Raw genomic sequence first — 14,374 nt, 5'->3', positions numbered from 1 at the left:
TAATATGCGCACGGAAACGGAAAAGTTCCAGAGTTGTATGAAAAACAATCAGATCGGCGCGAAAGAGGTGAGTGTCCAGTTGCCGCCGCGCTGCATACAGGTCTCGCCGCGATAGATGGAAACCCCGTCGAAGGCTTCGCGCGAGGTTTCAAACTGACGGCACAGTACGTCCTCGGACTTGGTTTCCGCAATCGTGGTGATCGTGCCCTGACTGCCGGTATCCGGGTTGGCCCATGGCACCGGATTCTTGCCCCATTGGGTGAAATCGAGCGCTGAAACAATACTTTTGATCGCCGACTGGTCAGAAAGCTTGCCTGTATCGATTTCGGTCTTATGAACCGGCTTCACCGAACCGGTGATAGTGGACGAGTCAGGCACAGCCTTTTCGAGGCTGAAACCACCCATCGCGCATCCGGCAAGCGAAAGAATAACCGCGCCAACCATCGCTCCGCGCAGCAGCGCAGTGCCAGATTTCAACGTCAGATCATGTGTTTCGCGGCGAGCAGTTTCGGCGGCCAACGTTCATCCCTTAATATACACGCTATGGATGCAAGGATTATGGCGAAGTGAAGTTAACAAGCGGTGTGTCGGCAAGGTAAACAAATCATTATTGCAGCACAATGCCTGCAAAGTACTTCCCTCAGCTTTGGGATTGCAGCATGAACCGGACCGGGCGGGCATGGACAAAATCGGCGAATTGGAAGAAGCTCCGTTTCGCATAAAGTTTCCTGTACAGAATTGAAAATAGCGGTAATGACAGATACCAACGACGACTTCACCCAAAGCACCGAACCGTTCAGGCTCTTCGCGCAATGGCTCGATGATGCCGGCAAGAGCGAGCCCAATGATCCCAGTGCGCTGGCGCTCGCCACCGTCGATCCTGACGGTCTGCCCAATGTGCGCATGGTGCTGCTGAAAGATTTCGACGAGCAGGGCTTCGTTTTCTACACCAATTATGAAAGCCGGAAGGGGCAGGAAATCCTGTCTGCCGGAAAGGCTGCGATGTGCTTTCACTGGAAATCGCTGCGCCGCCAGGTGCGCGTACGCGGTCCTGTCGAGAAGGTCAGCGACGCCGAAGCCGATGCTTATTATGCCTCGCGTTCACGCGGCAGCCGTATCGGCGCATGGGCCTCCAAACAGTCGCGCCCGCTTGAAAGCCGTTTCGCACTGGAAAAGGCCGTGGCCGAATATACCGCGAAACACGTCATCGGCGATATTCCGCGGCCACCCTACTGGTCGGGTTTCCGCATTCGGCCGATATCGATCGAGTTCTGGCACGACCGCCCTTTCCGCCTGCATGACCGGGTGCTTTTCACCCGCCCCACGCCGGACGGAGACTGGAATAAAGAGCGGCTGTACCCGTAAAGATTCATCAGACCAGCGGCTTGACCGCCACCCAGAGGCTTCCAAGCACAAGGCCGAGGAAGATCAGCAGACCGACAAAGCTGTTGGACTTGAAAAGCCGCAGGCACTGGTCGGGGTTGTCGATATCGAGCACCAGAATCTGGCGATACATATGCGCACCCGCCGCCAGCAGGCCAGCCAGTGCGGGCATTGGCACCTGAGCGACCGCGAAAGCAGCCGCAAAGCAGCCAAGTGCACCGCCATACAGAACCAACAGCGCGGTTTTGGTGTGGCGCCCGAACAGCCGCGCCGTCGAGCGCACGCCGACCAATGCGTCATCTTCCTTGTCCTGATGCGCATAGATCGTGTCATAGCCAATCGTCCACATGATCGCGCCGATATAAAGCAGCACGGGAGGGAGCGAGAGCGAGCCTTCCACGGCCGCCCAGCCCATCAGCGCACCCCACGAAAAAGCGAGGCCCAGCACGAATTGCGGCCAGTCGGTAATACGCTTCATGAAAGGATAGGCCGCGACGACCAGCAGCGAGGCGATGCCCAGAGCAATCGAAAACCAGTTGAATTGCAGAACCACCGCAAGGCCGACCAGCGACTGTAAGACAAGAAAGAGCTTCGCCTGCGCGCGTGTGACCTGCCCAGAAGGCAGCGGGCGCGAACGGGTGCGATCCACCTTATCGTCAATATCCTGATCGACCAGATCATTATAGGTGCAGCCTACGCCGCGCATGGCGACGGCACCGATGAAAAACAGCAGCAGATGCCACAGGGAAGGCATGATCGACCATACGCCGTCGCCGGGCTTTGCGCCTGCGCCTGCAACCAGCGCCGCCGACCACCAGCAGGGCCACAGAAGCAATTGCCAGCCAATGGGGCGGTCCCAGCGCGCAAGCTGCGCATAGGGCCAGAGCGACTGCGGCAAAATGCGATAGACCCAATGGCCGGAGGGCGCATCCTTCACCCGTCCGCGCGTATCGCGCGACTGGACATCCGAATTGGCCCCGGTGTTGGCCCCGGTGTTGGAATGAGATTGCTGCATGACCGTCTGCTTTCTTGAAAATGATCCGGTTCTGCCCGCTTTCCATGAAAAAATCGCGGACGCACCCTTGCCCGTACGGACGATGGGCAATAGAGACCCAAGTTGAATAAACATTTACTTATATCACGCGCAGGGAGCAAGGCATGAAAGTCCTGTTGATCGGTTCGGGCGGCCGCGAGCACGCGCTTGCATGGAAACTGACGGCCTCGCCTTCGCTCACAAAACTTTACTGTGCGCCCGGCAATCCGGGCATTGCGGAAGCAGCCGAGCTTGTTACGCTTGATGTCAGCGACCACCGGGCCGTCATCGCTTTTTGCAACGAAAAGGCGATCGATCTAGTCATTGTCGGCCCGGAAGCGCCGCTCGTGGCGGGCCTTGCCGACGATCTGCGCGCTGAAAATATCCGCGTGTTCGGCCCCTCGAAAGCCGCAGCCCAGCTTGAAGGCTCGAAAGGCTTCACCAAAGACCTTTGCGCACGCTTTGACATTCCGACCGGCGCCTATGGCCGCTTCAACAATGCGCCCAAGGCCAAGGCCTATATCCGCCAGCATGGCGCGCCGATTGTCGTCAAGGCCGACGGTCTGGCCGCCGGCAAGGGCGTGGTCGTCGCCATGACGCTGGAAGAGGCGCTCGATGCGGTGGATGCCTGCTTTGAAGGCGCGTTCGGTTCGGCTGGCGCGGAAGTGGTGGTGGAAGAATTTCTCGATGGCGAGGAAGCAAGCTTCTTCTGCATCTGCGATGGCAAAACGGCGCTGCCGCTCGGTTCCGCGCAGGATCACAAGCGCGTCGGCGATGGGGATACCGGCCCCAACACGGGCGGCATGGGGGCCTATGCCCCTGCCCCAGTCATGACGGCGGAAATGGTAGAACGTACCATGCGCGAGCTGATCGAACCCACGATGCGCGGCATGGCCGAAATCGGTGCTCCCTTCTCCGGCATCCTGTTCCTCGGCCTGATGATCGGCAAGGACGGTCCAAAACTCATCGAATACAACACCCGTTTTGGCGACCCGGAATGCCAGGTGCTGATGATGCGTATGGAAAGCGACCTGCTCGAAATCATCAATGCCGCCGTCGATGGCAGGCTCGACGAAATTTCCATCGACTGGAAAGACCAGCCCGCGCTGACGGTGGTGATGGCTGCCGATGGCTATCCGACCAATGTGAAGAAGGGCAGCATCATTCGCGGCATCGACAAGCTCGCAGACGTCGAAGGCGTAAAGATCTTCCATGCGGGTACGGCGCAAAAGGACGGGGAGCTTGTCGCCAATGGCGGGCGGGTACTCAATGTCACGGCCATCGCCAGGACCGTCGCCGAAGCACAGGCCAAGGCCTATGACGCCGTGAAAAAGATCGACTGGCCGGAAGGTTTCTATCGGTCAGATATCGGCTGGAGAGCGGTCGAGCGCGAGGAATCCGGTTCCTGACCTTCCGACGTGTGGACGCGATTGCGTCCCGCCTTCTTGGCATCGTAAAGCGCGCAATCGGCGCGGCGCATGGTTTCATAAAGGCTTTCACCGGCGATTTTCTCGGCCACGCCGAAACTGGCCGTCGGTCTCCAGTCAGAATCGCCGACCACAAAACCGAGTGTCCCCATGGCAGTGCGCAAGGTCTGCGCCAGATGATGCGCGTCGTGCATATCCGCACCGGGCAGGAAAGCCACGAACTCCTCGCCACCCATGCGTGCAGCGATCGTCGATTTGGGCAGATGCGCTTTGAGCAATCCACCGAAGGCCGCGATCACGCGGTCGCCGCCATCATGGCCATAGGTATCGTTGACACGCTTGAAATAATCCAGATCGCTCATGATCACGGCGAAGGGTATGGAAGGCCCGTTGCGCGCAAGAATGCGCGCAACATGGCGGTCAAAACCGCGTCTGTTATAAATCTGTGATAAAGCGTCGATCTCGGACTGTTCGCTGGCGTCGCCCACCAGACGCGACAATGTGCGCAGCAGCAAAAGCAGCCCCGTGGCTACGTGAATGAAAACGCCTGTGGAAAGCGAAAAGAGCAAATGCTCGCCATCGCTGTGGTCTTGCGGACGCACATCCGCACCGGGCCAGACGATCAGGAATGTTTTCGAGAAGAAATGGACAAAACTGAGCACCGCCAGCACCATCAGCAGCTTGTCCACCAGGCGCGGCATACCGGAACGGTAGATCACGCGGATGACCAGAAGCTCTACCAGGCAAAGCGGCAACTGATAGAGAAAACGATGCAGGAACGACGCCCTCGGCAGTTCAAAGATCAGCGCGTTGCAGAGGATCGCCCCCGCGAAAAGCACGCCGAGCAAGGGCCAGTTCGGCGGTTGCTTATAGGTCTTGTGCAGGCCGATCACCATTGATGTGAGGGCCATCATGATGGCAGCGAAAGACGCCAGAACAATGAGACGCGGATAGGCGGCGACGGGTATCCAGAACCCCAGAAGCGGCATGGTCGCGGAGCTGGCGAAGGCAAGCGTGAACCAGCGCGGTGCCTGATGGCTTGGCTCCTGAAGAGACACGAAAGCGAAAGTCAGCACAAAAAGACACGCTATCGTCAGATGAACCGTCAGAAAAAACGACACAAGCATCATGAGCGAACAACCCCCCAGCCATCGCGAAGCATATCATCGTGCGGAAAAAATTTCGTTAAGCAGTCTCTAATATCGTTAACGTGTCCGATGGAATAAGTGAATGTGAAACAGACATGAAATATTGACGTTTACGTAATAAGTCGATAGCTCTGTATCGAGGCATTCTTCTGCCTCCGCTGAAAGTTGCAGGCAGATGCAGCGCGGAGCAAAAGAAGACGGTCCGGGAGAGGCCTGAGGAGGAAAGATGTATCGCGCGCCGGTTTCTGAAATTTCCCACACACTGATGAAGGTTGCGGGGCTTGAAAAAGCGCTCGATGACAACCGTTTCCCGGAATTTTCTGCCGATCTGGCTGAGGCCATTCTCGAAGAAGCGGGCAAGTTTGCCGCCGAGCGCGTCGAGCCTTTGCGCATCACCGGCGACCGACAGGGCGCAACTGTCAGGGACGGCATCGTCACCACCGCGCCGGGCTGGAAAGAGCTTTACCGCGACTGGATCGCAGGCGGATGGAATTCGCTCACAGGCACGCCGGACTATGGCGGCCAAGGCCTGCCGACCATGATGTCGGTGGCGGTGAACGAAATGTGGAATTCCGGCACGCTGGCGTTTGCCATTGCACCGACGCTCACTATGGGCGCTGTCGAAGCACTGGAAAGGCACGCCTCGAAAGAGCTGAAAGACATCTATCTCGAAAAGCTCATTTCCGGCGAGTGGATGGGCACGATGAACCTGACCGAGCCGCAGGCGGGGTCCGATCTGGGGGCGCTGCGGTCACGCGCCGAACGCCGCGACGACGGCACCTATCGCATTTTCGGCCAGAAGATTTTCATCACCTATGGCGAACACGACCTGACCGACAATATCGTGCATCTGGTGCTGGCGCGTCTGCCCGATGCACCTCCCGGTACCAAGGGCATTTCGCTGTTTCTGGTACCGAAATTTCTCGTCAATGCGGATGGTTCGCTCGGTCGTCGCAATGATCTTTTCTGCTCCAGCCTTGAGCACAAGATGGGCATTCACGCCTCCCCCACCTGCACCATGATCTATGGCGACGGTTTCGTGAAGGGCGAGGAACAGGGTGCTGTCGGCTATCTGATCGGCGAGGAAAATCGCGGTCTCGCCTGCATGTTCACCATGATGAACAATGCCCGCCTTCTCGTCGGCATTCAGGGCGTCGGTGTGGCGGAAGCCGCCTACCAACAGGCACTTGCCTATGCCAAGGAGCGCAAGCAGGGCCGCGCTATCGGGGCGAAAGAAACGATGAGTCCGATCATCGAGCATCCCGATGTGCAGCGCATGCTTTTGACCATGAAGGCGCTGACGCAGGTTGCCCGTTCCATCACCTATGCCTGCGCCCACGCCATCGACATGAGCCATGTGAGCGAAGGCGCTGACGCACAGTTCTGGACGGACCGCGCCGGCCTTTTGACCCCGCTTGCCAAGAGTTTTGCCACCGATGCGGGCGTGGACGTTGCTTCGCTGGGCGTGCAGGTCCACGGCGGCATGGGTTTCATCGAGGAAACGGGTGCGGCGCAATTGCTGCGCGATGCCCGCATCACCCCGATCTACGAAGGCACGAACGGCATTCAGGCCATCGACCTTGTGATGCGCAAGCTGCCGCTTGGAAATGGCGAGCATATCAAGGGCTTTCTTGCAGAATTGCATCAGGACGCCGACAAGGCTTCCGCCTCCAACCGCCCGGAACTGGGCGAGACCGGCAGCCGCCTTGCGAAGGCTATCGCGGACGCCTGCGAGGCGAGCGACTGGCTGCAAAAGACCGTTGCCGACGGCCGCACAGAAGACGCGCTTTCAGGCGCCACGCCTTACCAGCGGCTGCTGTCGCTCGTTTCCGGCGGCGCTTATCTTGCCCGCGCAGCGCTTGCGGGCGAGGATGCAGGCCGCTCCGCGCTCTGCCGTTTCTATGCCGAAAACATGCTGGCGGAAGTTACTGCGCTGAAGGACACCGTCGTCACCGGCGCATCCAGCCTTGCGGCTGCAAAATCAGCGCTGGAGGCGTGAACATGAGCGAGCATATTCTCATCGAGCGCCCCCAAAACATTCAGGGAGGCGCGGCGCAGATCATCCGCCTCAACCGGCCCGAGAAAAAGAACGCCATCACCCGCGCCATGTATGCTGCCATGGCTGCGGCCTTGCGTGACGGCGACGCGGACGAAGCGGTGCGCGTGCATGTATTCCTCGGACATCCGGGCGCTTTTTCCTCCGGCAACGACATGCAGGATTTCATGGTTGCGGCAACGGGCGGCAATCTTGGACAGGAAATCCTCGATTTTCTCGGCGCACTTTCGGACGCGAAGAAGCCGATCGTTTCCGGCGTGGACGGGCTGGCTATCGGCATCGGCACGACCATCCATCTGCATTGCGACCTGACATTCGCCACGAGCCACGCGCTGTTCCGCACACCGTTCGTCGATCTCGGGCTGGTGCCGGAAGCAGCGTCCAGCCTGCTTGCCCCGCCGCTGATGGGCCATCAGAAAGCGTTCGCACTGCTGGCGCTGGGCCATGGCTTTAATGCCGAAGCCGCACTTGAAGCGGGGCTTGTTTATCGAATCGTCGAAAGTGCGGAACTTGAGGCGGAAGTGATGAAAGCCGCCGACGAAATCGCCTCGAAGCCGCCGCAAGCCATGCAGATCGCACGTAGCCTGATGCGTATGCCTGCTGAAAAGGTGTCCGAGCGGATCATGCGCGAGGCCAGACAGTTCGGTGAGCAGCTCAAATCCGATGAAGCGCGCCAAGCCGTGATGGCATTTCTGACGCGCAAAAAATAAACCCGGATGTTGTGAAACATCCGGGGGCTTTTTGGAGGTCAGCCGAATTCTTTACGGGGCTGCCAGTAACTGGCGACCCTCTCTTGTCAATTCCTGGCGATGATTTCCTTCCCTTCGATCACCATGCGCACGCCCAGCGTTCCGGTCTTGCGACGGGCGAGAAAGCGCGGGCGACGGCGACGCGGCTCCTGCCCCTGACGGCGCGCCTGCGGCTCTCCCGTGCGCACCGGGCCAGTGCTTTCATAAAGCGGACGGGCTATGCCGTCCTCTTCCACCAGCATCATCGGCAGATTGAAGGCTTGCGCCCATGCCCGCCAGTCGGCGGCAACATCGGTCAGGTCGTGCGCCACAAGCAGCGGCACGGAAAGCTGGGCATCCTTATGCATCAGTTCCAGCGTGACAGTGATTTCGCCATATTCGTCCTCGACCGCGCGGGCCGTGACGCCGACGAACGCATTGATCGGCAAAGCAATCGACATAGGCAGGCCACTTGAGGGCAGAACCTGCCGGATCACTGCGCCGCGTTCGTTGATCGTAAAAGTGATGTCTGTCCGCCCGTCATCTGCGGCATAGGTTACGACCTGTGGGAAGTGAAACGGATCAAGCCGCAATTCACGGCCAGCCCATTCGGGCTTTTTCAGTTCCTTGTTCATCATTTTCAACGCCTCTGTCTCTTTAAAGAGCCGGTTATCCGGCTTCTCTTTGCGAGCATGCTTGCTCTTGTTGAGACAGAGAATAGGCGCAGATCCTTACCGACCACCTTAATGAGTTGGGTTAACTTTTCCCTGCTTTTTCATTTGGTTATCAGATTGCAACCGGGTGTAAGGTTTCGGCAATTCTTCTAAATTTGTATTTACTAATGCAAAAGGCGGACAGTTTCCTATCCGCCTTTAAAGTCTGCAAATAGCTTAAACTACAGCATCTTACCAGGGTTCATGATGCCCTTCGGATCAAAGGCCGATTTGATGCGGCGCATCAGATCCAGCGCGAGCGCCTGCTTGAAATGGACCAGTTCGTCACGCTTGAGGCGACCAATGCCATGCTCGGCGGAAATGGAGCCACCATAACTTGCGACGATTGTGTGAATGCGATGGTTCATCTCGTCCCAGCGTGCAAGGAAAGCCTGCTTGTCGGCATCCACCGGCTGCGAGATATTATAGTGCAGGTTGCCGTCGCCAATATGGCCGAAACAGACAATGCGCGAGCCGGGAATCATTTCCAGAACCGCCTTATCCGCTTCCCGAATGAAGGCCGGGATCGAAGCGACCGGCACCGAAATATCGTGCTTGATCGAGCCGCCTTCGGGCTTTTGCGCCCAGGACATTTCCTCGCGCATTCTCCAGAAGGACTGGGCCTGCGCCACGCTTTCGGCAATGGCGGCATCCTGAAGAATATCGGCTTCAAAAGCCTCGCCCAGAATGGTTTCGAGCGTGGTGCGGGCATCTTCTTCCGAGCGCGCGGAAGAAATATCGATCAGCACATACCAGTCATGCGGGCTTTCCAGCGGGTCGCGCGCACCATCGACGTGACGCACGGTAAATTCCACGCCCATACGCGGCATCAGCTCGAAGCCGGTCAGCGACGGGCCTGCATGTTCGCTGGCAAGCTGAAACAGGCGCAGCGCATCTTCGGGGCTTTTCAGACCCGCATAGGCCACGCCCTTGCCTTTGGGCTGCGGGAAGATTTTCAGCACCGCAGCCGTGATGATGCCAAGCGTGCCTTCCGAACCAATGAACAGGTCCTTGAGGTCGTAGCCGGTATTGTCCTTTTTCAGATAGCGAAGATCATCGAGGACTTTGCCATCGGGCAACACCACTTCGAGGCCGAGGCAAAGCTCGCGCATATTGCCATAGGCCAGCACCGCCGTGCCGCCCGCATTGGAACCCAGATTGCCCCCGATCTGGCAAGAGCCTTCCGCCCCCAGCGAAAGCGGGAACAGACGGCCTGCCTTTTCCGCCTCGTCCTGCAAGTTCTTGAGAATGACACCCGCCTCGACCGTCACCAGATTGCCGACCGGATCGAGCGAGCGGATCTTGTTCATGCGACCAAGGGCAAGCACGATGGTCGCGCCGCTTTCATCGGGCGTTTGCGCGCCGACAAGGCCTGTATTGCCGCCTTGCGGCACCACTGACGTTCCGGTTTCATGTGCCAGCTTCATGATGGCCGAGACTTCTTCCGTCGAGCCGGGGCGCAGGACCAAGGCCGAGCGACCCTGATAAAGGTCGCGCGGCTCGACGAGATAGGGCGCGATATCATCGGGCGCAGTCAGGGCGTTCTTCTCGCCCACAATGGCGCTAAAACGTTCGATCAGTGTTTTGTCCAGCATGTGCTTCTCTTCAATCTCATTCAGGAATATTCGTCACGGGGAGCGGCTGCGCGTTTCAGGCGATCATTGATGGCCTCGCCGAGGCCGCCGGAGGGAATGGGTTCAACGGCAATGGTCGCAGCCCCTGCCGCATCCAGCTTGCGCATAAAGTCGAAAAGATTGCTCGCCGCCTCGCGCAGATTGCCTGTCGCGCTCAGATTGAGTAGCGCTTTCGCTTTGCCGGCCCCGCGCACACGATCCGGGCCAAAAGCCAGCAGCGCCTCGCCCGGCCTCACTTCACGCACATCGAGCCGCATGGCGGCATCGGGCGCATAATGCGAAGCCATCATACCAGGCGCCTGAATGGCAGCGGCATGGGCAGTACGTTCGAGCCTTGCGCCGATAGCGGTTTCGATCTCTTCCGCTGCAAGCCCGCCGGGGCGCAGCAGACGCAAGGTGTCGCCTTCGACCTTGACGATGGTGGATTCGACGCCGACGCCGCAGGGCCCGGCATCAAGTATCATATCGATCCTGCCGCCCAGACCGTCATAAACGGCTTGAGCGCTCGTGGGGCTGATACGGCCCGACCTATTGGCGCTTGGAGCCGCAACGGGACTGTCGAGAACCTTAATAACATCACGCACGCGGCCATGCGGCATGCGGATGGCCAGAGTATCAAGCCCAGCCGTCACAAGCGGGTGGATGGGGCGATCCGTACCCTGCTTTTCTTTTAGCGGCAGCACGAGGGTCAGCGGCCCTGGCCAGAAGGTTTCGGCCAGCTTGCGCGAGAGCGGATCGAAATTCACATAGCGTTCCGCCATATCGATGTTTGCGACATGAGCGATGAGAGGATTGAACTGCGGACGGCCCTTGGCGGCGAAAATACCAGCCACCCCCTCGCCATGGGAAGCATCGGCAGCGAGGCCATAGACCGTTTCGGTCGGGATCGCGACAAGCCCGCCGCGCCGCAGGATTTCGACTGCGCCCGCAACGGCATTGTCATCGAATTTGACGATCTGCGTCAAAGGTTTTGTCCGTCCTAACCCGCGAGCTTCGAGAAATCGGCTACCTTGCTGGTGGCAGCGCGGATACGATCGAGCAGCGCCAGGCGATTGGCGCGGATATTCTCATCCTCGTCATTGACCAGCACCTGTTCAAAGAAAGTATCGACCGGGCCGCGCAGCTTGGCGAGCGCCAGCATGGCACCGTGGAAATCCTCGCGGGCGATAGCCTCCTCGGTCTCTTTGGAGGCCACAGTTGCGGCTTCAAACAGCGCCTTTTCCTCATCGAGCTTCAGAAGAGAAACATCGACACTTTCCGCAACCTTCGTGCCCTTCTTTTCTTCGGCAGCCAAAATATTGGCGGCGCGCCTGGTTCCGGCCAGCAGGTTCTTGCCGTCTTCCTCATTGATAAAGACGATCAGCGCCTCAAGACGGCGAGCGACCAGCAGCAGATTATCCGCTTCCGGCGTCAGCACCGCATCGATGGCGTCATAGCGCGCGCCTTCGTCTTTCAGATAGACCTTGAAACGGTCGTGGAGGAAGGAAAGCAGGTCGCCGAAAATTTCTTCGCGTTTCTCTGCGCTGCTTATCTGCGCATAATTGTTCATCGCAATAAAGCAGACATGGCCTAGTCGCACACGAACATCATTCTCAAGCAGCAACCGAATGACGCCAAGAGCCGCACGGCGCAGCGCATAAGGGTCTTTCGAGCCGGTCGGCTTTTCATCAATCGCCCAGAAACCGACCAGCGTATCGAGCTTGTCAGCCAGCGCGACCGCAACCGAAACCGGGTTTTTGGGCACGAAATCAGACGGGCCCTGCGGCTTGTAATGTTCTTCCAGCGCTGCCGCAACGGATTCATCTTCGCCCTGCAAAAGCGCATATTTGCGGCCCATCGCACCCTGAAGCTCGGGGAACTCGCCCACAACTTCAGTGGTCAGATCGGCCTTGGCAAGCACGGCAGCACGCGCGGCAAGTTTCGGATCGGCACCGACCAGCGACGCAATCTGCTCTGCAAGCAAGCGAATGCGCTCAACGCGCGCGCCCTGCGTTCCAAGCTTGGCGTGGAAGGTGACGTTCAATGCATCCAGACGGGCCATGCGCTGATCGAGCGGTTTTTTCAGATCGAGGCTGAATTTTTTCGCAGAAGCATCAAGCCGGTTAAGATCGGGCAGATCGCCCTGATCGGTGTGCCAGAAATAAAGCGCGTCGGAAAGGCGCGCGCGCACCACCTTGCCATTGCCATAAGCGATTTCCGCGCCGTCATCGCGCGCGGCGATATTCGACACCAGAATGAACTTGTTTGAAAGCGCTTCCGCCTCGCCCTGCTTGCGGGTGACGAAGCATTTCTGGTTGGCGCGGATAGTCAGGCGGATGACTTCCGGCGGGATTTCAAGGAATTCTTCCTCGAATTCGCCCATCAGCACCACCGGCCATTCGACAAGGCCGGAAACCTCTTCCAGCAGCCCCGCATCCTCGACCAGTTCAAGGCCGGATGCGAAAGCGAGATTACGCGCGTCCTGTAAGATCATTTCCTTGCGGCGCTCGGCATCGAGCACGACGAAAGCTTTTTCAAGCTTTGCGACATAATCCTCGAAACGGCGGATTTTGATCGGCTCGCCGTTGCTCAGGAAACGGTGGCCATAGGTGATATTGCCCGATCTGACACCATCGACGTCGAAGTCGATGACCTGCGTTTCTTCGGTTTCAGGACCGAAGGTGCACAGGATAGATTGCAGCGGGCGCACCCAACGCAATGCGCTCGGCTTTGCGGAAGCAGCACCCCAGCGCATGGATTTCGGCCATGGAAAATTGCGGATCGCCTGCGGCACCAGTTCGGCAACAATCTCTTCCGCAGCCCGGCCCGGCTTCGTCAGATGGGCGACGTAGAAATCACCCTTTTTGGGGTCGGAATGCACATGGGCCTGAGAAACATCCGTGAGGCCCGCCTTGCGCAAGAAGCCTGCAATGGCCTGTTCGGGGGCCGAGACCGACGGACCCTTGATGTCTTCATGCACGTCTTTCGAGCGTACCGTCAGGCCGCGAATATCAAGCGTCAGACGACGCGGCGTCCAGTAAGCGGTCGCGGCTTCATAGGTGAGGCCTGCATCGACCAGACCATCGGCAATCATCTTTTTGAGATCACCTGCAGCCTTCCTTTGCATGCGGGCCGGGATTTCCTCGGAAAAAAGTTCGAGCAATAAATCGGGCATCAGCGTACGCCTTCCGCATGCACATTATTTACTTTGTCCGTCCTCGCTTCGCTGCGGTCGGACGGCAGGGCCGGGATTTCCTCGGAGAAAAGTTCAAGCAATAAATCGGGCATTACACAGCCTCGTTTTTATAATTAAAACCACCAGCATCGGTGAGCAAAAACGCCTCGCCGCATTGGCGCGCGAGATTGCGAACGCGCAGGATATAGCTCTGGCGCTCGGTCACGGAGATGACGCCGCGCGCATCCATCAGATTGAAGACGTGACTGGCCTTGATGCACTGGTCATAGGCAGGCAGGACACATTTATGGAGTGAGTTTTCGCCGGTGCCGCCTGCTTTCAGGATGGCCTCGCATTCGCGTTCGGCATCGATGAAATGCTGATGCAGAATATCGGTGTTCGCCATCTCGAAATTGTAACGCGAATATTCCTGTTCAGCTTGCAGGAACACATCGCCATAGGTGACTTTCTCGTCGCCTTCCAGCCCGTTGAAATTGAGGTCATAGACATTATCCACGCCCTGCACATACATGGCGAGGCGTTCCAGACCATAGGTCAGCTCTCCTGCGACGGGCGAGCATTCAATGCCGCAGACCTGCTGGAAATAGGTGAATTGCGAGACTTCCATGCCATCGCACCAGCATTCCCAGCCAAGACCCCATGCGCCAAGCGTCGGGCTTTCCCAGTCGTCTTCCACAAAACGCACATCGTGCAGCGTCGGATCGAGACCGATGGCGCGCAGCGAGCCGAGATAAAGATCCTGAAGGTTGGGCGGCGACGGTTTGAGGATCACCTGATACTGGTAATAATGCTGCAAGCGATTGGGGTTTTCGCCATAGCGCCCGTCCGTCGGGCGGCGCGAAGGCTGCACATAGGCAGCTTTCCACGGGCGCGGCCCCAGCGAGCGCAGCGTCGTTGCCGGGTGGAAAGTCCCCGCACCCACTTCCATGTCGTAAGGTTGCAGGATCGCGCAACCTCGTTCCGCCCAGTAATTATGGAGCGTCAGGATAAGACCCTGAAAGGAACGGGTGGGATGCATATGCGCTGGCAACGTGCTGGACAAACTGGACACCGTGCGGGCCTCGTAATTGAAATGAT

The 14,374-nt window shown here is 58.5% G+C and carries 12 protein-coding genes; 4 read left to right on the top strand and 8 right to left on the bottom strand.

Annotated elements, in window-relative coordinates; all coding sequences use genetic code 11:
• Positions 1-48: 48 nt before the first annotated feature.
• Positions 49-519, bottom strand: coding sequence for an RT0821/Lpp0805 family surface protein (locus tag KUG47_RS03265; RefSeq protein ID WP_254799259.1), 471 nt, complete (start codon positions 517-519; stop codon positions 49-51).
• Between the two features lie 234 nt (positions 520-753).
• Here KUG47_RS03265 and pdxH point away from each other — a divergent pair, with 234 nt between their 5' ends.
• Complete coding sequence (gene pdxH, locus KUG47_RS03260) at positions 754-1,365, top strand: pyridoxamine 5'-phosphate oxidase (RefSeq protein WP_217676498.1); 612 nt, start codon at positions 754-756, stop codon at positions 1,363-1,365.
• 7 nt (positions 1,366-1,372) lie between these two features.
• Here the strand turns inward: pdxH and ubiA are convergent, their stop codons facing one another.
• Positions 1,373-2,398, bottom strand: a complete 1,026-nt coding sequence (gene ubiA / locus KUG47_RS03255; protein WP_217676497.1) for a 4-hydroxybenzoate octaprenyltransferase — start codon at positions 2,396-2,398, stop codon at positions 1,373-1,375.
• Positions 2,399-2,541: 143 nt separating this feature from the next.
• Here ubiA and purD point away from each other — a divergent pair, with 143 nt between their 5' ends.
• Positions 2,542-3,825, top strand: coding sequence for a phosphoribosylamine--glycine ligase (gene purD, locus KUG47_RS03250; RefSeq protein ID WP_217676496.1), 1,284 nt, complete (start codon positions 2,542-2,544; stop codon positions 3,823-3,825).
• On the opposite strand, the gene KUG47_RS03245 is transcribed toward purD, so the two are convergent.
• Entirely contained in the window at positions 3,771-4,973 is a 1,203-nt protein-coding gene (locus KUG47_RS03245) for a GGDEF domain-containing protein (protein WP_217676495.1), read from the bottom strand. The two genes, purD and KUG47_RS03245, sit on opposite strands and share 55 nt — an antisense overlap.
• Before the next feature lie 244 nt (positions 4,974-5,217).
• Between KUG47_RS03245 and KUG47_RS03240 the strand changes: the two genes are divergently transcribed.
• Positions 5,218-6,990, top strand: coding sequence for an acyl-CoA dehydrogenase family protein (locus tag KUG47_RS03240; RefSeq protein WP_217676494.1), 1,773 nt, complete (start codon positions 5,218-5,220; stop codon positions 6,988-6,990).
• Positions 6,991-6,992: 2 nt separating this feature from the next.
• Positions 6,993-7,757 carry a crotonase/enoyl-CoA hydratase family protein gene (locus KUG47_RS03235; RefSeq protein WP_217676493.1) on the top strand — a complete coding sequence of 255 codons (765 nt, stop codon included), beginning with the start codon at positions 6,993-6,995 and terminating at the stop codon, positions 7,755-7,757.
• 86 nt (positions 7,758-7,843) lie between these two features.
• Here KUG47_RS03235 and KUG47_RS03230 read toward each other — a convergent pair whose 3' ends face one another.
• The 5 genes from KUG47_RS03230 to KUG47_RS03210 form a co-directional block, all read right to left on the bottom strand.
• Positions 7,844-8,413: a DUF6101 family protein gene (locus KUG47_RS03230; protein ID WP_217676492.1), complete on the bottom strand. Its 570-nt coding sequence runs from the start codon at positions 8,411-8,413 to the stop codon at positions 7,844-7,846.
• Between the two features lie 257 nt (positions 8,414-8,670).
• Entirely contained in the window at positions 8,671-10,083 is a 1,413-nt protein-coding gene (locus tag KUG47_RS03225; RefSeq protein WP_217676491.1) for an FAD-binding oxidoreductase, read from the bottom strand.
• A 20-nt stretch (positions 10,084-10,103) separates the two neighbouring features.
• Complete coding sequence (locus KUG47_RS03220) at positions 10,104-11,087, bottom strand: L-threonylcarbamoyladenylate synthase (protein ID WP_217676490.1); 984 nt, start codon at positions 11,085-11,087, stop codon at positions 10,104-10,106.
• Between the two features lie 14 nt (positions 11,088-11,101).
• Positions 11,102-13,276 (bottom strand): glycine--tRNA ligase subunit beta, encoded by a 2,175-nt coding sequence (gene glyS, locus KUG47_RS03215; RefSeq protein WP_217676489.1) that lies wholly within the window; start codon positions 13,274-13,276, stop codon positions 11,102-11,104.
• Between the two features lie 112 nt (positions 13,277-13,388).
• Entirely contained in the window at positions 13,389-14,315 is a 927-nt protein-coding gene (locus KUG47_RS03210) for a glycine--tRNA ligase subunit alpha (RefSeq protein ID WP_217676967.1), read from the bottom strand.
• Positions 14,316-14,374 lie beyond the last annotated feature (59 nt).

It is taken from the genome of Falsochrobactrum tianjinense (assembly GCF_019100495.1).
Lineage (GTDB): Bacteria > Pseudomonadota > Alphaproteobacteria > Rhizobiales > Rhizobiaceae > Brucella > Brucella tianjinense.
The sequence above is the reverse complement of the archived record's forward strand: the minus strand, read 5'-3'. Positions and strand labels throughout refer to the sequence as shown.

Coding starts and splice junctions, on each gene's coding strand:
- KUG47_RS03230 (WP_217676492.1), bottom strand. CDS start 8,413: ATGATGAACAAGGAACTGAAAAAGCCCGAATGGGCTGGCCGTGAATTG.
- pdxH (WP_217676498.1), top strand. CDS start 754: ATGACAGATACCAACGACGACTTCACCCAAAGCACCGAACCGTTCAGG.
- glyS (WP_217676489.1), bottom strand. CDS start 13,276: ATGCCCGATTTATTGCTCGAACTTTTTTCCGAGGAAATCCCGGCCCGC.
- purD (WP_217676496.1), top strand. CDS start 2,542: ATGAAAGTCCTGTTGATCGGTTCGGGCGGCCGCGAGCACGCGCTTGCA.
- ubiA (WP_217676497.1), bottom strand. CDS start 2,398: ATGCAGCAATCTCATTCCAACACCGGGGCCAACACCGGGGCCAATTCG.
- KUG47_RS03245 (WP_217676495.1), bottom strand. CDS start 4,973: ATGATGCTTGTGTCGTTTTTTCTGACGGTTCATCTGACGATAGCGTGT.
- KUG47_RS03225 (WP_217676491.1), bottom strand. CDS start 10,083: ATGCTGGACAAAACACTGATCGAACGTTTTAGCGCCATTGTGGGCGAG.
- KUG47_RS03235 (WP_217676493.1), top strand. CDS start 6,993: ATGAGCGAGCATATTCTCATCGAGCGCCCCCAAAACATTCAGGGAGGC.
- KUG47_RS03240 (WP_217676494.1), top strand. CDS start 5,218: ATGTATCGCGCGCCGGTTTCTGAAATTTCCCACACACTGATGAAGGTT.
- KUG47_RS03210 (WP_217676967.1), bottom strand. CDS start 14,315: ATGCATCCCACCCGTTCCTTTCAGGGTCTTATCCTGACGCTCCATAAT.